The sequence below is a fragment of the Sphingomonas changnyeongensis genome, assembly GCF_009913435.1.
Lineage (GTDB): Bacteria > Pseudomonadota > Alphaproteobacteria > Sphingomonadales > Sphingomonadaceae > Sphingomonas_B > Sphingomonas_B changnyeongensis.
Genome location: NZ_CP047895.1, coordinates 1,628,712 through 1,650,949 on the forward strand (window position 1 = coordinate 1,628,712; position 22,238 = coordinate 1,650,949).

The 22,238-nt window shown below is 68.1% G+C and carries 18 protein-coding genes, 1 tRNA gene, 1 pseudogene and 1 riboswitch; of the genes and pseudogenes, 3 read left to right on the forward strand and 17 right to left on the reverse strand.

Annotated features, from left to right (window positions below; translation table 11 throughout):
• Positions 1 to 7: 7 nt before the first annotated feature.
• From GVO57_RS08065 to GVO57_RS08120, 13 genes and pseudogenes are all read right to left on the reverse strand, one after another.
• Entirely contained in the window at positions 8 to 220 is a 213-nt protein-coding gene (locus GVO57_RS08065; RefSeq protein WP_160592720.1) for a hypothetical protein, read from the reverse strand.
• A gap of 226 nt (positions 221 to 446) precedes the next feature.
• The gene (locus GVO57_RS15430; RefSeq protein WP_327785566.1) at positions 447 to 752 is read right to left on the reverse strand and encodes a hypothetical protein; all 306 of its coding nucleotides are present in this window, start codon (positions 750 to 752) and stop codon (positions 447 to 449) included.
• Positions 753 to 859: 107 nt separating this feature from the next.
• Positions 860 to 1,381 (reverse strand): annotated as a pseudogene (locus tag GVO57_RS14975) (aminotransferase class I/II-fold pyridoxal phosphate-dependent enzyme); the annotation flags it as partial.
• Positions 1,382 to 1,451: 70 nt separating this feature from the next.
• A complete protein-coding gene (gene cbiB / locus GVO57_RS08075; RefSeq protein ID WP_233281294.1) occupies positions 1,452 to 2,420 on the reverse strand; it encodes an adenosylcobinamide-phosphate synthase CbiB in 969 nt (322 codons plus the stop codon).
• Positions 2,417 to 3,877 carry a cobyric acid synthase gene (locus GVO57_RS08080; protein WP_160592721.1) on the reverse strand — a complete coding sequence of 487 codons (1,461 nt, stop codon included), beginning with the start codon at positions 3,875 to 3,877 and terminating at the stop codon, positions 2,417 to 2,419. Before GVO57_RS08080 ends, cbiB begins: the two co-directional genes overlap by 4 nt.
• Positions 3,762 to 4,661, reverse strand: coding sequence for an ABC transporter ATP-binding protein (locus GVO57_RS08085; protein ID WP_233281295.1), 900 nt, complete (start codon positions 4,659 to 4,661; stop codon positions 3,762 to 3,764). Before GVO57_RS08085 ends, GVO57_RS08080 begins: the two co-directional genes overlap by 116 nt.
• Positions 4,658 to 5,644 carry a FecCD family ABC transporter permease gene (locus tag GVO57_RS08090; protein ID WP_160592722.1) on the reverse strand — a complete coding sequence of 329 codons (987 nt, stop codon included), beginning with the start codon at positions 5,642 to 5,644 and terminating at the stop codon, positions 4,658 to 4,660. Before GVO57_RS08090 ends, GVO57_RS08085 begins: the two co-directional genes overlap by 4 nt.
• Entirely contained in the window at positions 5,641 to 6,483 is an 843-nt protein-coding gene (locus tag GVO57_RS08095) for an ABC transporter substrate-binding protein (protein WP_233281296.1), read from the reverse strand. The genes GVO57_RS08090 and GVO57_RS08095 overlap by 4 nt, the downstream gene beginning before the upstream one ends.
• The gene (locus GVO57_RS08100; RefSeq protein WP_233281297.1) at positions 6,480 to 8,252 is read right to left on the reverse strand and encodes a TonB-dependent receptor plug domain-containing protein; all 1,773 of its coding nucleotides are present in this window, start codon (positions 8,250 to 8,252) and stop codon (positions 6,480 to 6,482) included. The genes GVO57_RS08095 and GVO57_RS08100 overlap by 4 nt, the downstream gene beginning before the upstream one ends.
• 358 nt (positions 8,253 to 8,610) lie before the next feature.
• Positions 8,611 to 8,799, reverse strand: a riboswitch (cobalamin riboswitch).
• A gap of 97 nt (positions 8,800 to 8,896) precedes the next feature.
• Positions 8,897 to 9,514, reverse strand: a complete 618-nt coding sequence (cobO, locus tag GVO57_RS08105) for a cob(I)yrinic acid a,c-diamide adenosyltransferase (RefSeq protein ID WP_160592723.1) — start codon at positions 9,512 to 9,514, stop codon at positions 8,897 to 8,899.
• A 238-nt stretch (positions 9,515 to 9,752) separates the two neighbouring features.
• Entirely contained in the window at positions 9,753 to 10,514 is a 762-nt protein-coding gene (locus GVO57_RS08110) for a hypothetical protein (RefSeq protein WP_160592724.1), read from the reverse strand.
• Positions 10,511 to 11,716, reverse strand: coding sequence for an AAA family ATPase (locus tag GVO57_RS08115; protein ID WP_160592725.1), 1,206 nt, complete (start codon positions 11,714 to 11,716; stop codon positions 10,511 to 10,513). The genes GVO57_RS08110 and GVO57_RS08115 overlap by 4 nt, the downstream gene beginning before the upstream one ends.
• 192 nt (positions 11,717 to 11,908) lie before the next feature.
• Positions 11,909 to 11,984 (reverse strand) — tRNA-Lys (locus tag GVO57_RS08120).
• A 210-nt stretch (positions 11,985 to 12,194) separates the two neighbouring features.
• Here GVO57_RS08120 and GVO57_RS08125 point away from each other — a divergent pair.
• A complete protein-coding gene (locus tag GVO57_RS08125) occupies positions 12,195 to 13,784 on the forward strand; it encodes a long-chain fatty acid--CoA ligase (RefSeq protein WP_160592726.1) in 1,590 nt (529 codons plus the stop codon).
• 270 nt (positions 13,785 to 14,054) lie between these two features.
• On the opposite strand, the gene GVO57_RS08130 is transcribed toward GVO57_RS08125, so the two are convergent.
• The 4 genes from GVO57_RS08130 to GVO57_RS08145 all read right to left on the reverse strand — a co-directional run bounded on the left by GVO57_RS08130 (position 14,055) and on the right by GVO57_RS08145 (position 18,409).
• The gene (locus GVO57_RS08130; protein ID WP_160592727.1) at positions 14,055 to 14,987 is read right to left on the reverse strand and encodes a hypothetical protein; all 933 of its coding nucleotides are present in this window, start codon (positions 14,985 to 14,987) and stop codon (positions 14,055 to 14,057) included.
• A gap of 560 nt (positions 14,988 to 15,547) precedes the next feature.
• Positions 15,548 to 16,075: a molybdenum cofactor biosynthesis protein B gene (gene moaB / locus GVO57_RS08135; protein WP_160593905.1), complete on the reverse strand. Its 528-nt coding sequence runs from the start codon at positions 16,073 to 16,075 to the stop codon at positions 15,548 to 15,550.
• Positions 16,065 to 17,897: a lytic transglycosylase domain-containing protein gene (locus GVO57_RS08140; protein WP_160592728.1), complete on the reverse strand. Its 1,833-nt coding sequence runs from the start codon at positions 17,895 to 17,897 to the stop codon at positions 16,065 to 16,067. Before GVO57_RS08140 ends, moaB begins: the two co-directional genes overlap by 11 nt.
• Positions 17,888 to 18,409 carry a uracil-DNA glycosylase family protein gene (locus GVO57_RS08145; RefSeq protein WP_160592729.1) on the reverse strand — a complete coding sequence of 174 codons (522 nt, stop codon included), beginning with the start codon at positions 18,407 to 18,409 and terminating at the stop codon, positions 17,888 to 17,890. The genes GVO57_RS08140 and GVO57_RS08145 overlap by 10 nt, the downstream gene beginning before the upstream one ends.
• A 448-nt stretch (positions 18,410 to 18,857) precedes the next feature.
• Here GVO57_RS08145 and GVO57_RS08150 point away from each other — a divergent pair, with 448 nt between their 5' ends.
• Both GVO57_RS08150 and GVO57_RS08155 read left to right on the forward strand, forming a co-directional pair.
• Positions 18,858 to 20,507 (forward strand): electron transfer flavoprotein-ubiquinone oxidoreductase, encoded by a 1,650-nt coding sequence (locus tag GVO57_RS08150; protein ID WP_160592730.1) that lies wholly within the window; start codon positions 18,858 to 18,860, stop codon positions 20,505 to 20,507.
• Positions 20,482 to 22,215 carry a tetratricopeptide repeat protein gene (locus tag GVO57_RS08155; protein WP_160592731.1) on the forward strand — a complete coding sequence of 578 codons (1,734 nt, stop codon included), beginning with the start codon at positions 20,482 to 20,484 and terminating at the stop codon, positions 22,213 to 22,215. The genes GVO57_RS08150 and GVO57_RS08155 overlap by 26 nt, the downstream gene beginning before the upstream one ends.
• Positions 22,216 to 22,238: the final 23 nt, after the last annotated feature.

Genomic DNA, 22,238 nt, shown 5'->3' on the forward strand with positions numbered 1-22,238 from the left:
CGGCGGATCAGCTGGCCGGGGCGGCCCCATGTTCATCGGCATGATCGCCATGCATGTGGTGCAGATGCCCGTCATGCACATAATCGGTGTGGCCGTCATGCTGGACGGCGGCATGGCCGCAGGCTGCGGCATGAACATGGTCATGCTTGCCCGAAACCACGGCATGGGCCGCTTCATAGGCATAGGCCGGCCCGGCCATGCCGATCGCGACGGTCAGCATAAAGGCCAGCTGTCTGACAGGATTTGCGTGGGACATTGAATAAGGGCCTCCCGCCCCGGCGCGGCGATATCGGCATCGGGCCCCTGCCCGGTGTCTCGAACCGCCGGTGCCCAAAGATAACATATGCGAAACGAAATGCTGGCATGACAAAAACAAATGTATCACGCGGGCTGACCGCGGCATTCCGCATGGTCAGGCCTGCACCGGTCAGGTGATCAGGCCGCGCTTATCCCGCCGCTTGCCCCGGCAACGCCTGCGCCAGCCGCGCGCATTCTGCCGGGCCGGCGGGCAGGCCGATCCGCAGATGCCGGTCGCTCCAGCCGAACCGGCGGACATAGATGCCCGCCTCGGCCAGCGTCCGCCAGCATCTCGCCGCGTCGGCCAGGGCGACATAGCGGAACAGCGATGTCCCGCCGCACAGCGTGATCCCGGCCCGCTCCAGCACCGCATCCAGGCCGGCAGCGGCCTCTGCCAACCGTGCCCGCGTCGCCGCCGCCCAGCCATGATCGGCATAGGCTCTGGCCCCAGCCACAGCGCCGGGCCGCTGACCGGCCAGCAGCCGAGCAGATCGCCGCAGCGCGCGATCAGGCCCGGCGGGGCGAGCAGCGCGCCGAGCCGCACGCCTGCCAGCCCATAGAATTTCCCGAACGAACGCAGCACCACCAGCCCGTCGCGGCCCGCCAGCCCCGCCAGCGACTGGTCCGGCGCGGCATCGGCATAGGCTTCATCGACGATCAGCACCCCGCCGCGCTGCGCCAGATCTTCGGCCAATGCCGCCAGCTCTGCCGCCGCAAAGCCCCGTCCGTCCGGATTATTGGGGTTGGACAGCATGACCGCGTCACAGCCTGTTGCGGCCGCGACCGGATCGGCGGTCTCGACGACATTGCGGCCGGCGACGCGCCAGGCGGCGGCATGATCGCCATAGCCGGGGTGAGCACGGCGATGCGCCGGATGCCGGGCAGCAGATACGGCAGCAGGCGGATGACCAGCTCCGTCCCCGGCGTCACCAGCAGCGCCTCGGCTGACGCCCCGAAAGCATCGGCCATCGCCGCGTGGCAGGCCATGCGTTCCCCCTCGGTCGGCAGATGCGCGAACAGGTCGGCCGGCATCGCGTCCGCCGGATAGGGCCAGGGATTGATCCCGGTCGACAGGTCGATCCAAGGCACCGGCGCGTCCGGAAAGGCCGCGCGCATCCGGTCGAGCGCGCCGCCATGGCGCAGCAGCGCGTCGGTCATCGCCACCCCAGCGCCAGCATCAGGGCGAGCAGCGCCAGCGCCATGATCGCCAGCGCGCGGACATAGAGGCCGAGCGCGCGGCGGATCGCCCCGGCATCGGGGTCGGGCGCGGTACCGTTCAGCCAAGGCTCGGGCGCGATACGGCCCTGATAGGCGCGCGGACCCGACAGGCGGACGCCGATTGCGCCTGCCATTGCGGCTTCGGGCCAGCCGGCATTGGGCGAGCGGTGCCGTCGCGCGTCGCGCAGCATCGCGCCCAGCGCCGCCGGGCTGAGCGCGGCGAGGGCGAGCAGCAGCCCGGTCAGCCGGGCGGGCACCAGGTTGGCGACATCGTCGAGGCGCGCGGCGAACCCGCCAAAGGCCAGATGCCGCGCGGTGCGGTGGCCGATCATCGAATCGAGCGTGTTGATGGCCTTGTAGGCGGCAAGGCCGGGCAGGCCGAACAGCACGCCCCAGAACAAGGGGGCGACCACCCCGTCCGACATGTTTTCAGCCAGGCTCTCGATCGCCGCGCGCGCCACGCCCGCATCGTCAAGCAGCGCCGGGTCGCGCCCGACGATGCGCGCAACCGCCGCCCGTGCGCCCGCCAGATCGCCGGCGGCCAGCGGTGCCGCGACGGCCGCGACATGATCGTAAAGGCTGCGCGCGGCGATCAGGCTCGATCCGCACAGCGCAAGGATCACCAGCCCCGGCCAGCCGCCCGGAACCGCCGCTGCGATCAGCCCGGCAATGGCTGCCGCCACGGCGATGACGGCGATGCTCGCCGCTGCCCCGGTCAGATAGCGGCTGCGGTGGCTGAGATAGGGCCGGTTCGCCTGCGCGTCGGCGCGCGCGATCAGCGCGCCGATCCAGATGACCGGATGGCCGATGCGGCGGGTGAGCCGGTCGGGCCAGCCAAAGACCGCCTCGATCATGAGCGCCGCCAGCATCACCCCGGCGGACGATGCGGTCAGCATGCCGGTCATGCCCCCAGAAGCGGCGTGCGCGCGGCCGCGAACAGGGCGTCCAGATCGACCGCCGCCTCCAGCGCATCGGCCACCCCGTCCAGCGCGGCTTCGACCTCGGCCTCATAAGCGAGATCGCCCGCCACGCCGGGGCGCACGCGGTTCAGCCAGGCGCGGCGGAACGCGTCGCTGCCGAACAGCCCGTGCAGATAGCTGCCCGCGATCCGGCCATCGGCGCTGACCGCGCCGTCCGGGCCGTGATCGAGGTTGAGCAGCGGGCGGGCCAGCCCCGGCCCATGGGTGTTGCCGGCATGGATCTCATAGCCCTGAACCGGCGCACCGGTCAGCGCGCACCGCCCCGCCGCCGGGCGCACCTGCTTGCCCGGCGTCATCACCGTTTCGATATCGAGCAGGCCCAGCCCGTCGGCGGCACCGGCCGGCCCGTCAATGCCGTCCGGGTCGCGGATGCGTCGGCCGAGCATCTGGAACCCGCCGCACAGGCCTAGCACCCGGCCGCCGCCACGGACATGGGCGAGCAGATCGGTGTCCCACCCCTGTGCGCGCAGAAAGGCCAGATCGGCGAGCGTCGATTTGGTGCCGAGCAGCAGCACGACATCGGCATTGCGCGGCAGCGGCCGGCCCGGCGGCACGAAGCGGAAATCCACCCCCGGTTCGAGCCTGAGCGGATCGGCATCGTCGAAGTTCGCGATGCGCGACAGCATCGGCGCGACGATGGTGAGCGGCGCGTCCTGCCCCGCAATCCCGCGTTCGAGCACCACCGCATCTTCCGCCGGCAGCCGCGACGCGGCGGCGATCCACGGAATGACGCCCAGCGACGGCCAGCCGGTGCGGCGGACGATTTCTGCCAGCCCGTCGTCGAACAGCGCCGGATCGCCGCGGAATTTGTTGACCAGAAACCCCCGGATCATCGCCGCATCCTCAGGGTCGAGCACCGCCTGGGTGCCGACCAGCGCCGCGATGACGCCGCCCCGGTCGATATCGCCGGCCAGGATCACCGGCACGTCGAACCGGCGGGCAAAGCCCATATTGGCGATGTCGCCGGCGCGCAGGTTGATCTCCGCCGGGCTGCCCGCGCCCTCGACGATCACCAGATCGAACGCCGCCGCCAGCCGGGTGAAGCTTTCCGCCACCGCCGGCATCAGCGCGCCGCGCCCGGCCATGTAACGGGCGGCGTCCTGCGCGTCCTGCACCCGGCCATGGACGACGATCTGCGCGCGCCGGTCGCTTGCGGGTTTGAGCAGCACCGGGTTGAAATCGGTGTGCGGGGCCAGGCCCGCCGCCCGCGCCTGCAGCGCCTGGGCGCGGCCGATTTCGCCGCCATCCGCGCAGGCGGCGGCATTGTTAGACATGTTCTGCGGCTTGAACGGCGCGACGCGGATGCCGCGCCGCCGGGCGATGCGGCACAGACCGGCGACCAGCAGCGACTTGCCGACGTCGGAGCCGGTGCCCTGGATCATCAGCGCGCGCGCCGTCACAGCGGCCCGTCGATGCTGATATCGGGGCGGGGCCGGGGCCGATCCGCGCGCTGACGCCATAGACCGCCGCCACCCGTTCGCGGGTCAGCGTCTGCGCGACCGGGCCGTCGGCGACGATCCGGCCGTCCTGCATCCACACCAGCCGGTCAGCATAGCGGGCGGCGAGCGCCAGATCGTGCAGCACGACGAGCACGCCGCCGCCGCGATCGGCGGCAGCGCGCAGCACCGCCATCACCTGATGCTGGTGCAGCGGATCGAGCGCGGCTGCCGGTTCGTCGGCGATGATCAGCGGTGCTTCCGCCGCGAGCGCGCGGGCGATGTGGACACGCGCAAGCTCGCCCCCCGACAATGTGTCGACCCGCCGGTCGGCTAGCCCGACCAGATCGCAGGCGGCAAGCGCGCGCGCGACCGCGTCTCCGTCCGCCGCGCGCAGCCGGCCGAGCGGGCCGCCAAAGGCGAAGCGGCCAAGCGCGACGACGTCGCGCACCCGCGCCGGCCAGGCGAGCGCCCGGCCCTGCGGCAGATAGGCGACATGGCGCGCCCGCGCCGCCGCCGGCAGCTGCCGGGCATCGGTGCCGCCGATCATCGCCGATCCCGATGACGGGGCGATGAGGCCGAGGGCGAGGCGCAGCAGCGTCGTCTTGCCCGCGCCATTGGGGCCGAGCAGCACGACCAGTTCGCCCGGCCCCAGCCGGAGATGCGCGCCATCGACCAGCAGGCGGCCACCCACCGCGTGGACAAGCGCGTCGGCATGAAGCGCGGTCATTGCACGCTCCGGCGGCGGGCGGCGATCCAGACAAAGACCGGCGCGCCGATCAGCGCGGCGACCACGCCCAGCTTCAGCTCGGCATCGGTGGGCAGCAGGCGGACCACGATGTCGGCGGCCACCAGCAGGCAGCCGCCAAGCAGGGCGGCGGGCAGCAGCGACCGTGCCGGATCATGGCCGGTGAGCGGGCGGACGAGATGCGGGGCGACGATGCCGATAAAGCCGACCGATCCGGCAATGGCGACGGCGGCCCCGGTCGCCAGCCCCGTGCCGGCGACGACCAGCACCCGCTGCCGCGCGACATCAAGGCCGATCCCGGCGGCGGCTTCCTCGCCCAGCGTCAATGCCGACAGGCCCCGCCGGGTCAGCAGCAGCAGCGTCAGCCCCGCGATCAGGAACGGGCCGCTGAGCGCCAGATCGGCAAAGCTGCGATTGGCGACCGATCCCATCATCCATGTTACCATGTCGGCAAGCGAGAACGGGTTGGGCGCAAGGTTGAGGAGCAGCGCCATCGCCGCGGCGGCAAAGCTCGACAGGCCGACGCCGACCAGGATCAGCGTCACCACCGATCCGGTGCGCGCGGCGACGATGGCGAGCAGCGCGGTCGCCGCCATCGCCCCGCCGATCGCCGCCATCGGCAGCATGAAGCCGGCAACCCCCGCCAGCCCGTAATAGAGCATGACGGTCGCCGCGAGCGCGGCGGTCGCCGACACGCCGAGCACGCCGGGTTCGGCCAGCGGGTTGCGCAACAGGCCCTGAAGTGCCGCCCCGCTCATGCCGAGCGCGCCACCGACCGCCAGCGCCGCGAGCGCGCGGGGCAGGCGGATCGCCCAGACGACCGTCATGTCGCCCGGGCTGCCCGCGCCGATCAGCGCCGCCGCCAGCCGCGCCGGCGGCAGCGGGGTCGAGCCGAGGAAACAGGCGGCAAGCACAGCCGCGACGACCGCGATGACCAGCGCGATGTTGAGCCGAAAGTCGGTCATTCCGCCCCCCGCGCCAGCGCCTCGACCGCGTCGAGCACGAACCAGCCGCCACAGGCGGTCGACGCCCCGTCGAGATTGACGACCGGGCGTTCGCGCAGCTGCGCGCGCGCGACCGGGTGGCGCGCGGCGCTCCAGCCGTCGCGGTGGTCGGTCTCGGTGCCGAAAAAGGCGGCGGCCACCAGATCCGGGCGCTGATAGGCAAGCCGTTCGAGCGGCAATGGCCGCCAGCCCGGCGCGTCCATGAAGTTGGCCAGGCCCGCGGCGGTGATCATCGCGTGAATGAGCGTGCCCGACCCGGTCGTCACCCCCGCCGGGGTCATGTAGAGCGCCTGTCGCGCCGGCCTGTCGCCCCGCAGCCGGGCGAGCCGGGCGTCCATCGCCCGCGCCAGCGCCGCGCCGCGCGCGGACGCGCCAAGGCCGTCCGCCACCTCGATCAGCGTGCGGCGGACGCCGGCCAGATCATTGGCATAGCCGATCTGGACGACCGGCACGCCCGACCGGGCGAAGAAGCGCGCCGCATCCGGCCCGCCGCCATAGGAGCGCACGACCAGATCGGGGCGGCGCACCAGCACATCCTCGGCCCGTGACGGCACCTGCGCGATCCCCGCCGCCCGGGCGCGGTGATAGGAGAAGGATTTGCGGGCATCGGGCGACAGCGCGGCGATGCGGTTTCGCGGCACCAGCGCCAGCACATATTGATCGGCGCAGTAATCGAGGCTGACGACGCGCAGCGGCACCGCCGGCGGGCGCGGTGCCGCGCTGCTCCATGCACCGGACCCGGCCTCACACGCGGTGAGGCCGGGCAGAACCAGGCAGGCGAGCAGAAAGCGTCTGATCAAAGCCGGAGCCTCACACCCACATAGGCCGCGCGGCCAGCCGTGCCGTATCGGAAGATGGTTTCATAGACTTCATCGAACAGATTTTCGACGCGGCCATAGAGTTCGACCGTTTCGGTGACCGGATAGCTGGCGCGCAGATCAACGAGCACATGCCCGTCGAGCCGCCGGGTGTTCGCCGCATTGTCGAAACTGTCGCCGACATGCGCGATGGTCGCGCCGGTCTCCAGCCCGAAGGCCCAGCGATAGTCGATGAGCGCGCTCACCGTCTGTTCGGGCCGCCGTGCGAGGCGCAGCCCGGTGTCGCGGTTTTCGGTGTCGATCAGGCTGTACTGGGCGCGGAAGGTGAGCGCATCGACCGGGGTCATCGTGACCGTCGCCTCCACGCCCGACGCGCGGGTGCGGCGGATATTGTCATAGGTGCCCGACGGGCGGCCGGTGCAGATCGCCGCGCTGTTCTGGAAACAGGACACGAAATCGATCTGGTTCTGCGTGTCGCGGCGGAAATAGGTCGCGCCCAGTTCCAGCCGGCCGTCCAGAAAGCGCTGGACCACGCCCACGTCATAGCTTTTCGACCGTTCGGGCTGCAGCGCCAGATTGCCGAAGTTGCTGCGCAGCTGGAACAGCGTCGGCGCCTTGAAGCCTTCGCCATAGCTGGCGCGGATCGTGGTGGCGCCGCCATTGGGGGTGAACACGCCGCTGCCGGCAAAGGTCGTCGCGCCGCCGAACGTGTCGTGATCGTCATGGCGCACGCCGCCCGTCAGCCTGAGGCCCCTGACCGGCGCGCCGCTCAGCTGCGCATAGACGCTGTCGATGCCCACCCGCGCGGTCGACGGCGCGGCCCCGAAGCTGGACGTGGAGAAGCGCGATGTTTCGGTTTCCGCGCCGAACACCGCTTCCAGCCGGTCGCTGGCGGTGAAGATGCCCTGATATTCGATGCGCTCGTTGCGGCCCAGCCCGGCAAAGGTGTTGACCGGGGTTGCCGCCGTGCGGTCGATATTGTCGCGGTCGGTATCGGTGTAGGTGAAGGCCAGCCGGTTGCGGAAGCGCCCGTCAAGGAAGGTGGCGTTGATGCCGGCATAGCCGACAAACTCTTCGGTCTTCGCCACCTCCAGCGTGTCGGCAAAGGCGAACAGCGGCGCGGGGAAGCCGTCAATGTCGGTCTCGCCGCGCGAATAGAAACCGCGCAGATCGATCGCGATGTTGGCGGCGAGGTCGATCAGCAGCTTGCCGTTCGCGCCGATATTCTCATAGCCGTCGCGCTCGGTGCCGCCGCGCGCCTCGCTGAACGCCGACAGGCCGTCGGTGGTGAAGTAGCCGGCGCCAAAGCTGGCCGCGACCGGCCCGGCGCGGCCCGAGACATTGGCCACCGCCTGATAGGTGTCGCGCCAGCCGCCCTCGGCCCGGGCATTGACTTCCCATGTGTCGGTCGGCGCGCGGGTGATCATGTTGACGACGCCGCCGATCGCCTGGCTGCCCCAGATCACCGACTGGGACCCGCGCACCACCTCGATCCGGGCGATGTTGCCGGTCAGCAGATTGCCGAAGTTGAAGCCCCCGCCCGGCGAGGACGGATCGTTCAGCCGGATGCCGTCGATCAGCGCCACCGTCTGGTCCGCCTCCGCGCCGCGGATGCTGACCCCGGTCGACGTGCCGATGCCGCCATTGCGGGCAAAGGTGACGCCGGGCACGGTGCGCAGCAGATCGACAACGGCATTGCTCTGCCGCGTCTCGATCTCGTCGGTCGCGATCACCGTCACCGATTCACCCACCTCGCTGAGCGCGCGCGGCGCGCGGTTGGCGGTGACGACGATGTCGCGATCGGCGGTGGCGACGGCCAGATCGGGCGATTTGTCGGGCTCTGCCGCGGCCAGTTCGGCGGCGGCAGCGGGGCGGCAAGGGTGGCGGCAGCGATGATGATGGCAGGGGCTGCCAGCGCGGCGGCAAGGGCGGCGCGCGACACATGGGATTTGGTCATAAGTCTTCCTGCGCCGGGGTGTCCTGCACCCGGCGGTCCTGAAACGACGACAAGGGCCGACCGGCGCATGCACGCCGGCCTGGACAGCCCCTTACGGGTGTCGTTTCTGGGGAAGACACATCCTCCCGCGCCCCGGGCTGGACCCGGCCAGAGCCGCGAACGACGCGATGGCAGGTCTCCTGACTCGCCGATCACCGCTTCGGGCCGTCTTCCCAGGACGGATGTCCCAGTGACTTTGGTGGCCGTCAGCTCCCGGCTAACAGTTGCGGGCACAGTCCCGGATTTGCACCGGGTTCCCTCTTCGCCCCGCTCTCACGGGAACCATCTGCGCGGCTGTGTCGCGCATCGGCCGGCCTGCTGTCAACCGGGGCTGACGGGACGGCGGGTGGGCGGGGCAGGTGGAGGGGCTAACGGCGGCGACGAACCGGCGGTGCCGGATCAGAAATCGATGCCGCGCTGCGCCCGGATGCCGGCGGCAAAGGGATGCTTCACCTCGCGCATCTCGCTGACCAGATCGGCATAGTCCATCAGCTCCGGCCTTGCGTCACGCCCGGTCAGGATCACCCCGGTGCGCGCGGCGCGGCGGTCAAGCACGTCCAGCACCCGCGCGATATCCAGATAGTCGTAGCGCAGGGCGATGTTGATTTCATCGAGCACGACCAGATCGAAATCCCCGCCGGTGATCATCGCCTCGGCCCGCGCCAGCGCCTGGGTGGCGGCGGCGACATCGCGGTCACGGTCCTGCGTGTCCCAGGTGAAACCCTCGCCCATGGTGTGCCACACCAGCTCGTCGGGAAAGCGCGCAAAGAACGCGCGTTCGCCGGTTTTCCAGCTGCCCTTGATGAACTGGACGACGCCAACCCGCTGCCCCCAGCCCAGCGCCCGCGCAATCACCCCGAACGCCGATGACGACTTGCCCTTGCCATTGCCGGTATGGACGAGCACCAGCCCCCGCTCCGGATCGCGCGCCTCCCGCGTCTTCTCCCGCTGCGCACGCTGCACCGCCTGCATCCGCACCTTGTGCGCGCCGGCATCGTGATCGGGGGTGTCGGTCATTCGGTAGGGTTCCTTGAGGGGGGGAGAATCGGGCGAGGGACTGATGTATTGACCGTCGCCGGTAACGAAAGTCAGCGCTTCCCCTGACCGGCCACCGGCGACGCGATCACCGACAGTCAGGCCGAAGCGGCGAAGCGACTCGTGCCGTTCCAAAGCCATATCGGGATGCGACAGGCGCTCGATCTTCTCACGACGGACGAGCAGCGCTAGGCGTTCGCTACCTCTTCGAACATTGCCTTCAGCGGGCCGGGCAGAAGCCGCGGTATTCGGTAAGAACTTCTTCGACTACGGCCAACACGAGCGCCCCGCGGTTCGACCATTTTCGCAGATACGGGAAGGCCGCGCGAAGCGCATCTTCGAGCGCGTGGTCGTCCATAACGAGATAATCGCGAAGGACATTGGTCGTCGTGCCGTCCAGATAGCTGACCGGGGCTAGAGTCCCGCTGCCCGTCGTGACAACCTTGTGCTGGATCGCATCGACCATGCGCTGAAGTTCGACATTAGCCAGAGTGTCCACGCCGGCGAAGCGCGCGATATCTTGCAATTCTTCAGGTGCGCGACGCTCTTTGACGAGCAATAGGCAAATCAGGAGCGGATCGAGCAAAAGGTTCTCGATGCCGTTGTGCGATCCCTCGGCTATGACCCGCACGCGACCGACAGAGGTGGCGGTGCCATCCCAATCGACTATCCCATACACACTCTTGTTGCCGGCTTCGTCGAGCCGCTGAACTATGTTCGTGACGATGGTGCAGCCGCTGTTCGTTTCGCCGCCATCTTTGTTCCGCATTCCGGTCGACAGGAAGTTGAGTTCGCGGGCGCATTCGATACGAGATTTAATGAGCGAATAGACCCGCTCGTATATCGCCGCGTCGGTGTCACTTTCCGTGAAGACCTGTCGCCGGCCAGAATAGTCGATCGACAGCGTAGGGACACCAAAGGTGAGCCTATTAAGAGCGTCCTGCTTGGAGATTTTGGTTAGTCCCGAGAGGCCGTCGCTCATTTCGAAAAGAGCGTCTTCGGGGCCAGGGCAACGGTGGTCGGCGAGTGCGTAGTGATGATGCAGTAAATACCCTGCTTCTCGACGAGCCCGTTGCTTATTGCTCCTAGCCACCGATGCACCATCTCGGGATGCAAGGACGCGTCCATTTCGTCCAGCAAGAGCAGCTTCGGTCGCTTTACGTTCATAAGCTGCTCGTCATATTCGAAGGACGAGAGCGCAAATTGAAATAGAACCTTCTCGCCCGACGATAGATTGGCCGTGCCGACCGCTTCACCTGCTGGCTTCTTCAAAAGGTTGATGGATACCGGCGTAAACTTGAGCGTGTCGGGAGCCGCCACCTCATAAGGAAGGCCAAAAGCCTCGATCGTTGCGTTGAGTTGGTCCCACGGAGGCGCGCCGAACAACTCTCGAAACCGCTCTTCCGTGAAGGCTGTGTTCGATCCGTTATGCTGATCTTCGAGTTGCTTCAGGCGGTTCGCCAACAAAGCGTCACGATATCGACCGAACACCAAAGCCATATTCGCACCGAACTGGTCGGCTTCACCCCACGGCGAGAACTGCTCCATATGCTCTGCGGTGACTTCAAGAGGCGGGATGCCGAGCCGTTCGGCCACCTGTCGCACCGGGATCAAAACCGGATGCTGCGGACCATGCTGCTCTGCGCTCCCATTCACCGACCCGTGGATTAGTCGATCCTCCGCAATTCGGTAAAGCTCTTCGATGTGCTGAATAGCATCCGGGTCGGTTTCACCAAGACGCTCGATAAGGGCGGCCGGCCCGATGCGCCAAACATCGTCACCGTTAAGAACGCTTTCGTATCGATTTGCCGTCGCCTGGGCCATTCGTGTCCGTTGATCGAGGGTCACGGTCGCTCGCGCGTGCTCAAAGCCACCGCCGGGCATTCCGGGCATCGGCTGGCCTTGCATGGACATATATTGTTGGGCGGGTTGCGCGGCGCCCAAGCCGCCGTCGTTCACAAGCAGTCTGATCTCTTGCGCTTGCGGTGTCGCGCCACCGGGCGGCCGCGCACCTTGACCGTTATCTGCGGCGGCAATTGAGTTGCGAACCTGGCCACCAGCGATTGCTTGTAGCAGGTGTGACTTCCCGCTTCCGTTGATGCCGACGATAACTGTTAGCGCGGGCAGGGTTACGGTCGGGAACGCCTTGATCGACAGATATGGAAACTGAAGGCTCAACTGCATTCACGCTCTCCGATTCGCCGTCAACAGAGAACATGCCCGAAACACGCGGTCAACGATTGGGCCGATCACAAATATATTTGCACCGTGGATCGCGCCGAACGCGCACCTGAACCTAGTCGGAACCTGTAACAGAAATCCGGTTCCGTACCCCGGAGGGCTATCCAACTAACTATCCGATTTAAATGGATAAACTGGTGGACGCACTAGGGCTCGAACCTAGGACCCGCTGATTAAGAGTCAGCTGCTCTACCAACTGAGCTATGCGTCCACGCTTGGCAGGCGGCGCATGTGTCGGATTCGCGCCGCCGCGTCAAGCGGGGAATTTGCGCTTTTTCGCATCGCGCGGGGTTCGGGGCGGGGCGGGGGCGCGCTCCGGCGACCGCCCGTCGCCTGTGCGCCACCTGTCCGCCGCACCTTGTCACCCGATGCCCTGTTCGCGCATCATCGCCGCATAACCATCCAAGAGAGAGAGGGTCATATGCTGGGCGGGATGCAGGATTTCGTGTTGCGGGTGCCGCGGCTGATCGATCACGCCGCGCGGGAGCACGGCGGGCAGGAGCTGGTCACCCACTGGGCCGATGGGCGGCAGACGCGCACCGACTGGGCCGGGGTTGCGCATGATGCGCGGCGGCTGGCGCAGGCGCTGGAGGCGCTGGGGATGAAGCCAGGGGACCGGATCGCAACGCTGGCCATGAACCATGTCAATCACCTGATCGCCTGGTATGGCGCGATCGGCATGGGCGGGGTGATCCACACGATCAATCCGCGCCTGTTCGATGAACAGATCGTCTATATCGCCAACCATGCCGAGGACCGGGTGCTGTTTTACGACCGCGCCTTTGCCCCGATTGTCGAACGGCTGAAGCCGCAGCTGACCAGCATCGAGCATTATGTGGTGTTCGACGATGGCAGCTTCGAAGCGATGCTCGCGCCCCACAGCGGCGATTATGCCTGGGTGGAGGGGGATGAGCGCGATCCCTGCATGCTCTGCTACACCAGCGGGACGACCGGCAACCCCAAGGGCGTGCTGTATGAGCATCGCTCGACCATGCTGCACGCGATGACCGAGGTGGCGCCGGCGGTGTTCAACCTGTCGCCGCTGGCCGTCGCGCTGCCGGTGGTGCCGATGTTCCACGCCGCCGCTTGGGGCCTGCCCTTTGCCGGCGCGCTGGCGGGGATCAAGTTCGTGTTCTCCGCGATCAACGATCCCAAGGTGCTGACCGATCTGATGAATGCGGAAAAGGTCACGCATTCGGCCGGCGTGCCGACCGTGTGGCTGGCGCTGTTCCAGCATATGGACGCCACCGGCGATGCGCCCCGGCATCTGGAACTGGTGACGATCGGCGGATCGGCCGCGCCGCGCGCGATGATCGAACGGCTGATGAAGATGGGCATCCGCGTCGGCCATGCCTGGGGGATGACGGAAACGTCGCCGATCGGCACGATGGGCGCGCCGCCGGCCGACTGGAACGCGCTCAGCTTTGAACAGCAGGTCGATCTGGTCGTCCGCCAGGGGCGGGTGCCGTTCGGTGTCGAGTTGCGCGTCGTCGACGATGAAGGCCGGGTGCAGCCGCGCGACGGCAGGTCGAGCGGGCGGCTGCAGGTGCGCGGCCCCTGGGTGATCAAGCGCTATTTCAAGGCCGATGCCGACAGCGTCGATGCCGATCAGTGGTTCGACACCGGCGATGTGTCGGTGCTGCACCCCGATGGCACGATGCAGATCACCGACCGGGCAAAAGATGTGATCAAATCGGGCGGTGAATGGATCAGCTCGGTCGAGCTGGAAAATGCCGCGGTCGGCTGCCCCGGCGTGGCCGAGGCGGCGGCGGTGGGCGTGCACCATCCCAAATGGGATGAACGGCCGCTGCTGCTGGTCGTGCGCAAGCCGGGAGCGGAGGTGACGGCCGACCAGATCCTCGCCCATCTGGCCGGCCATGTCGCCAAATGGTGGCTGCCGGACGAGATCCTGTTCGTCGACAGCCTGCCGCACACCGCGACCGGCAAGCTGCTGAAAACCGCACTGCGCGACCAGTATCGCGACTACCGCCTGGCGACGGTCGCGGCCTGAGCGCATTTTTCGGTCCGGGGCGGCCGATCCGCTGCAACCGGATCGGCCGCTCCAGACGGCGGGGGGCATTGCGTCTTTGGAAATCCAGCCCCGGTGACAGATTGCGCCCGCCACCGTCGAGCCGGGCTCGGCAATGGGCGCGACCATGTTCCCATGCCCTGAACTTCAAGTGGCGGCGCAGTTAAGGCAACGGGGGTGGTGAACAGTCAATGTCCGTCGAATGGGATGCCCGTATAAAAATTCGCCTGTCAGGCGTCGGCTCCAGAGTCATCACTGTACCATTTTTGTTGGCAGCCCGTGACCGTCCGCTGACCTTAGTGCCAGGCTCCCCGCGCGAACAATGAGAAGGAGTTTTGTGAGTCGAAGCCACGGCGTCGTCTGCGATAGGGCATCATCTATGCTCTCCTCGACAAGTGCAGGCTCGTCACTGAAAAAGGAGAAATTGAATTGTAAATCTGCCATAGAGGCCTTCCTGCGCGACTCAATATATTCGTCGCAGCTGGTTGGGCCTTTTCGGACGAAACCCTCAACCAGATCGCAGCGGCCGGCGCCGGCAAGTAATTCTAACAGTCCATTCGCTTCGTACGATTTCGGATCCAGCTTCTCAGTCAGCATTTTGGAGCCAATTTCATCAATATAGCTCATTTGCTTCGGGGATCCCTTATATATCACAAGTGCCTCGAGTCTCGAGTGCCACAGCGTGGTTAGCGCGCCCACCCCGCTCGTTCTCATATCGAATAGTTTTTGCTCTGCATCATTCATCAGAGCTTTTGCGCCAGTGATATCGGCCGCGTCGAGATAAACAGCCGCTTTATACCGAAATGCGATGCGTCCAACAGGATAGTAGTCGGCATCGTCCCAACGATCAAGCATTATCTTTGCCAGGTCAATGGAGCACTTTAGATCATCTTTCAGGATATTTGTGATTGGCAATCGATCAGATCTGATATGTATATCCATATATCTGCTAATGATCAGGCGATCAATGCCGCCAGCCATAATCTCTGTGCGGTCGCGTACGAACTGAACGGCTTCCTCGCAACGATCGGCTGTAATGAGCGTGAGTGCAAATTGGCTTTGTATATCTCCGCGGTCATTGTTAGCAACGGTGATATCGGATCGCGCCGCGTCGGCTTCACGTCGGCCAGCTTCAATGGCGCGCTCAATTAATCGCCTGATCCGGACTTTCTCGTCGATGCTCAATGGGTTTTGGTTGTCATGCGCATGTAAACTTGTTACCGGCGCGCAGCCGAATGAAAGCGCTAGAAAAATTAAAATTGCTCGCATGCTGTTCGGCCTATTCGTCATAATCATTTCTTGAATGATCGAGGCTAGTATCCTGGATTTATCGTCTCATTAACCGCCTAGTTCTGCTCACTCTCGTATTGTCGGGTATCACAAAGAGAAGAGTCAAGACAGCGTTGTTCAGCAGATTGTCGGATGTATGCAGTCGCGACAGGCGTTGATCGATCGGTCGAATGGCAGAAACGCTGGTCGCAACCGGCCGCACGGGGCCGTCCACCGCGTCCGTCACATCGCGCCAGTCGCCATCATGCGTCCGTTCGGGCTGGTTGAGCCGCCGGCTCGTTGCATTGTCGGTCGCGCCTTTGCCGCCCGTGCGGGACGTGGGGCATGAGCGGTTTCCAGTCAGGTGGACTCACCTGACGGTTCGGAAAACGCGGCAAACCAACAAATTAGAGCGGTTGATCTGGCGCAGCCAGATCACAAACCGCTCTAAACGGCCGGGCGCTGCCGCGCCGCAATCAGCGTTCGTTCAGGCGCGGCATCAGTTCGACCAGGTTGCAGGGCCGGTGGCGGCTGTCGAGCTGGTGGACGAGGATCTGGTCCCACCCGTCGCGCACGGCCCCGGTCGATCCGGGCAGCGCGAACACATAGGTGCCGCCCGCCAGCACCGCCATCGCCCGCGACTGCATGGTCGATGTGCCGATGCTGGCAAAGCTCAGCCAGCGGAACAGCTCGCCAAAGCCCGGAATGTCCTTGCCGCCCAGCATGGCGAGCGCCTCCGGCGTCACGTCGCGCCCGGTCAGGCCGGTGCCGCCGGTGGTGATCACGCAGTCGATCGCCGGATCGGCCACCCAGGCGCGCAGTCGGGCGGTGATTGCCGCCACATCGTCGCGCTCGATCGCGCGCGCGGCGAGGCCGTGGCCGGCCCCGGTCAGCCGCTCGACCAGCAGATCGCCCGACCGGTCATCCGCCGGCCCGCGCGTGTCGGAGATGGTGAGGACCGCAATGGCAACCGGCACGAACGGCCGCGCCGGATCAATCGGCACGCGCCGCCTCGCCATCGCCTGGGCTTGCAGCGCCCAGCGCCGCGGTGCGCACCGGGCCGCTGGCCGTGGGCGTCAGCCGCACCGCATAGGCGCCGGGCAGGCCGGGAAAGCGCGGCCACATGCCCTGCGCCATCGCCTTCAGGCTGGCCGACGGCTTGCCGCCATTGCGCTGATACATCCAGTAATTGCGCATCACCGTGGCGACATAGCCGCGCGTTTCCCAATAGGGGATGCTTTCGATGAACAGCAGCGGGTCGCCCTGATCGCGCACCTTGACGTTCCACTGGTCGAGCACGCCCGGCCCGGCATTGTACCCCGCGATCACCTTGGGCAGCAGCCCGCCGGTCGGGCGATAGTCGCGCACCTGCTCAAGCCGCGCCTGCCCATATTCAAGGTTGGTCGACGGGCGCATCAGCAGCGCCCGGTCAACCGGTCCTTGACCGCGCCGGCGGGCGATCAGATCGGCGGTGCCGGGCATCACCTGCATGATGCCATAAGCCCCGGCCGGGCTGACCGCGCGGGCTTCGAACCGTGATTCCTGCAGCGCATGGGCAAAGACCAGCTCGCGCTCGACGCGCCAGCCGCCATCGGGCGTCCATTCGGGGGTCGGATAACGGGCGACGATGCTCGCCCGCGCGCCCGCCGGGCCGTTATGGGCGAGGTAAAGCTGGGTGTCGGGCAGGTTGAGCCGCGCCGCCAGCGCCGCCAGCGTCTGATGATCGGCAGGCGCGCCGATCCGCGCCTGATAGCGCAGCACCCGGTCGGCATGTTCGGCCTCGCCCAGCGCGGCAAGCGCCTGTGCCAGCGCGACATTGTCGATCCGCGCCAGCCGGGGCCAGTCGCGGTCGAGGCGCGCGAAATCATGGATGGGCTGGGTGGCGATGCCCAGCGCCTGGGCGGCGAGCAGGCCGTAAAATGTTTCCTGATGCTGCGCCGCCGCGCGCAGCCGCGCCTGCACCAGATCGGGCCGGCCGCGCGCCATGTCGGCCCGTGACGTCCAGTAATGGCCCGCCGCGCGGATTTCGGCATCGCCGCCCGCCGCCGCGACGCGCGCAAACGCCTCCGCCGCCGCGCCCGGATCGCGCTGCCGCCATGCCGCAAGGCCCAGCGTCCAGTCGGCCTGCACGCGCCATTCGCCCTCACCCTGCGCCGCGAGCGCGGCGAGGCGGCGGGCATTGGCGTCGTCGCCGTTCAGATAATAGACCCAGGCAATGCGCTGCCGCCATTCGGTCAGCGCCGCGCCCGACAGCCGGCCTTCCTCGGCCACCAGCAGCGCCTCGCAGCCGGCGGGATCGTCGCTCTTGATCAGCGGCTGGATGCGCGGGGCCAGTTCCGCCGCCACCGGATCTTCGCGCGTCGGCTGGGCGCGCTCGCGCACCGGCGCACTGCCGAGCCAGGTGAATTTCTGAAATGCGGGGAGGGGAGGCAGGTCCGTCACGCCGCGCTTCTGCGCCATCGCGGCAAGTTGCGGCCCCTGCGGCAGGTTGGGCGCGGCGGCGAGCAAGGCCGCCAGCGCATCGGCCTCGGCCCTGGGCGAGCCCTTGGCCGTGACCAGCTCGGCCCGCGCATAGGATTTGAGCGGGCCGTCGGGCTGCGCGTCGATCCGCGCGGCGGCATCGGCCCATGCCCCGGCGCGCAGCGCGCGGAAGATTGCGCCCCAGGCTTCGCGCGCCGCCGGTGTCAGCATTGCCGGCTGAAGCGGCTGGGCCGGCGCGGTCGCGGCGGAAAGGGCCGTCGCAGCAGCCGGGCCGGTCTCCGCACCCGCCTGAGCGGGAACGGCGAACGGCACCGCCGCCAGCATCATCCCCCGGATCATGCGCATTGCGATCCTCCGCCAGTCATCCGCGCCGCGACCATCTGCAGATCGGCCCAGGCTTCCGCCTTCAGCGCCGGGCGGCGCAGCAGCAGCCGGGGATGGAAGGTCGCAGCGACCGCAACCGTGCGGTCGCCAAGGTTAACGCTGTGGAAGCGTCCGCGCGCCCGCGCGGTTTCCGTCCCGGTCAGCGCACGGCTGGCCGCATCGCCCATCACCAGCAGCTGTTCAGCGCCGGTCAGGCTCAGCTGGTGCCGCAGGATCGCGGCCAGCGCCGGCTGGTCGGCGGCGGGCACCTGCCCGGCAACCGGGCGCGCCACGGCGAGCGGGGCCAGCCAGATCGCCGGGCGGGCAAGGCCGATGGCGCCGAGCATCCGGTCGAACAGCAGCCCGGCCGCGCCCGACAGCAGCATATTGCCCCCCAGATCCTCAGGGTCCGGCATGTCGGTGACGACGGCCAGCACCGCGCCGGCATCGCCGCCGCCCGCCACCCGCCTGGGCCCGCTGCCCGGAATCGCCATGCCGGGCGCGGCGGCGTCCGGCCAGGCCGCCTCGGGAATATCGTCGCCCGCCGCGCGCCATGCGCAAAAAGCGTCGAGCGTCTGCGGCAGATTTGCCGGGCGGGACGCGCGGCGATCGCGGCAGGCATTGCAGCAGCCGGGCGCGGCGCAGAGGATGGGGCAGGGGGTGCGTCACCGCCCCCGGCTTCCGCAGCGTCCACCCGCTGCTGAGCGGCGTCGCCCGCCGCCAGCCAGTCGCGCGGGGCATCACCCACCAGACAGTCCAGCCCGGCATCCTGCCACCAGCCGATCAGGCTTGCCGCCCAGTCGCGGCTGTCCAGCTGATCCAAAGAAAGCATGTTTTGTTTAGACGGACAGGTTGACCATATCGTCAACACACAGCATCGCTTGGCCTGACAGGCCGTGGCACCGCTGCGGCGAAATGGCTGTGGAGAGAGGAAGAGCGGGAATGAGCCAGCGGGAATCGATGCCCTATGATGTTGTGATCGTCGGCGCCGGGCCGGCGGGGCTGGGGGCGGCGATCCGGCTGAAACAGCTGGCGGCCGCATCGGGCCGCGAGCTTTCGGTCTGCGTGATCGAAAAGGGGTCGGAAGTCGGCGCGCACATCCTGTCGGGGGCTGTGGTCGATCCGATCGCGCTTGACGAGCTGCTGCCCGACTGGCGCGATAGCTGCCCGCTGGCGCAGACCCCGGTCATCGAAAACCATCACTGGGTGCTGACCGCGGGCAAGAAGACCGAGTTTCCGCACGCGCTGCTGCCGCCGTTCATGCACAACAAGGGCTGCTACACCGGGTCGCTCGGCAATGTCTGCCGCTGGCTCGCCGAACAGGCCGAGGGGCTGGGGGTGGAAATTTTCCCCGGCTTTGCCGCGGCAGAGGTGCTGTTCAACGAGGACGGATCGGTGCGCGGCGTTGCCACCGGCGACATGGGCGTGGCGCGCGACGGCACCCACAAGCCCGATTACCAGCCGGGGCTGGAACTCCATGCCCGCTACACCTTCTTTGCCGAAGGCGTGCGCGGCCATCTGTCGAAGGAGCTGAAGCGGCGGTTCGACCTGGAACGCGACTGCGAGCCGCAGGTCTATGGCATCGGCCTGAAAGAACTGTGGGACATTGATCCGGCCAAGCATGTGCCGGGCAAGGTCATCCACACCCAGGGCTGGCCGCTCGACGATGCCTGGGGCGGCGGCTTCATCTATCATCAGGCGAACGGCCAGGTCGCGCTCGGCTTCGTCGTCGCGCTCAACTATCGCAACCCGCATCTGTCGCCGTTTCAGGAGTTTCAGCGCTGGAAGACGCATCCGGCGATCCGCGAGATGCTGGAGGGCGGCAAGCGGGTGTCTTACGGCGCGCGCGCGATCAACGAGGGCGGCTGGCAGTCGATCCCAAAGCTGGCGTTTCCGGGCGGTGCGCTGATCGGCTGTTCGGCCGGGTTCGTGAACGTGCCGCGCATCAAGGGCAGCCATACGGCGATGAAGTCGGGCATGCTGGCCGCCGAGGCGGCGTTTGCCGCGATCGTTGCCGACCGGCAGCATGACGCGCTCGACGATTATGAAACCGCGCTGCGCGCCAGCTGGATCGACCGCGAGCTGAAGATGGTCCGCAATGTCGAGCCGGCGGTGGCGAAGTTCGGCGGCACGGTCGGCACGCTGGTGGCCGGGGTGGACATGTGGATGCGCCAGCTGGGCATCGGCCTGCCCTTCACCTTCAAGCACAAGCCCGACCATGAGCAGCTGTGGCCGGCCAACGTGATGCCCAAGATTGATTATCCCAAGCCCGACGGGATCGTCAGCTTCGACCGGCTGTCCTCGGTGTTCCTGTCGAACACCAATCACGAGGAAGATCAGCCGATTCACCTGACGCTCAAGGATGCGGACGTGCCGATCCGGCACAATCTGCCGCTGTATGACGAACCGGCACAGCGTTATTGCCCGGCGGGCGTCTATGAGGTGGTCGGGCAGGAAGAGGGCAATCCCCGCTTCGTGATCAACGCCCAGAATTGCGTCCACTGCAAGACCTGTGACATCAAGGACCCGACCCAGAACATCAACTGGGTGGTGCCGGAGGGCGGTGGTGGTCCCAATTACCCCAATATGTAAGCTGAATGCGCGGACGGCGGCGGGGCGCGCCCCGTCGCTGGCGGCGCTGGTCGCGGTGGCGCTGGCCGCGCTCGCGCCCGGTGCGGCCGCGGCCCGGCCCGCGCCGGTCACCGCCTCGCCGCTCAAGGCCTATGCGCGGGCGCGGCTGGCGGGCGTGGACGGCGATGTCGCGGCTGCGTCGCGCAGCCTGGCGGCGGTGCTTGCGGCCCGGCCCGACGATGCGGCGGTCGCCGCGCGCGCTTATCGCCAGGCGCTGGTCGCCGGCGACATGGCGCTGGCGCTGCGCTCGGCGGCCCTGCTTGACAAGGGCGGCGCGCTGCCCGCCGATGGCCGGCTGCTGCTGATGGCGCAGGCGGTCCGCAACCGGGACTGGGCAGCGGCGCAGGCGGCGGTCGATGCCGCTGCCGATGACGGCAGTTTCGATTTTCTCGCCCCGGTGCTGAGCGCGTGGATCGCGCGCGGGGCCGGGCGCGATCCGTTCGCCATTCTCGACGCGCCGACCGGCAGCGCGCTGACCGCAGCACTTGCCGCCGAACACCGGGCGCTGCTGCTGATCGCCGCAGGCCGGGTGGATGAGGGGGAGGGGATTGCCCGCACCCAGGCGCTGACCGGCGACGGATCGGGCGCGTTCCGGCTGGTCGCGGCGGCGCGGCTGCAGGCGGCGGGCCGCACCCAGGCGGCGCTGGCGCTGCTGCCGGGCGAGGATCCGGTGATGGTCTCGGCCCGCGCGGCCATCGCCGCCGGGCGGCCGCTCGACATGGGCTCGTCCGGCCCGGCCGGCGGGATCGCGCAGCTGCTGCTGCGGGTGGGCGAGACGGTGCAGGCCGATCCGCGCTCGCCGCTGGCGCTCACTTTGGCGCGGCTGGCGCATTTCCTCGATCCGGCCAGCCCGGCCGCTGCCCTGACGCTCGCCCGGCTGCTCGCGGTCAACGGCCAGCGCGACGCCGCGCTCGCCATGCTTGCCCCGATCGTGGCCGCTGGCGCTGCCGCGCCGCTGCTCGCCCCGGCGGTCGATCTCAAGATCGCGATCCTCGCCCAGTCCGACCGGCGCGACGAGGCGCTGGCGCTGGCGGCGGAGCGCAGCCGCGATCCGCGCGCGGGCATTGCCGATCATGCCCGGCTGGGCGATCTGCTGGTCGAGCTGGGCCGGGAGGGCGAGGCGGTGCCCGCCTATCGCCGTGCGGTGACGCTGGCCGAGGCGGCGGCAGGCAGCCCGGCGGGCGAGCGGCGCTGGAGCCTGTGGCTGGTGCTGGGCAGCGCGCTCGAGCGCTCGGGCCAGTGGGGCGAGGCGCGGGCCGCGCTTGAAAAGGCGGTGCAGCTTGCCCCGCTTGAACCGGCGGCGCTCAATTATCTTGGCTATGCGCAGCTTGAACGGCGCGAAAACGTCAAGGCGGCCATGACGCTGATCGAGCGTGCCGCGAGCCTCAGGCCCGACGATCCGGCGATCACCGACTCGCTCGGCTGGGCCTATTTCCTGATCGGCGATCTGGCGCAGGCGATCCCGGCGCTTGAACGCGCGGTCGAGGGGGAGCCCGCCGATCCGACGATCAACGAGCATCTGGGCGATGCCTATTGGGCCGCAGGCCGCCGGTTCGAGGCGCGCCATGCCTGGCGGGCGGCGGCGCTGTTTGCCGACAGCCCGGCGGTTGCCGAACGCGCGACCGCCAAGATCGACCGGGGTTTTTCGGACGCGCTGGCCGCGCGCTGAGCGGTAGCCGGGGTGTTGGCGCG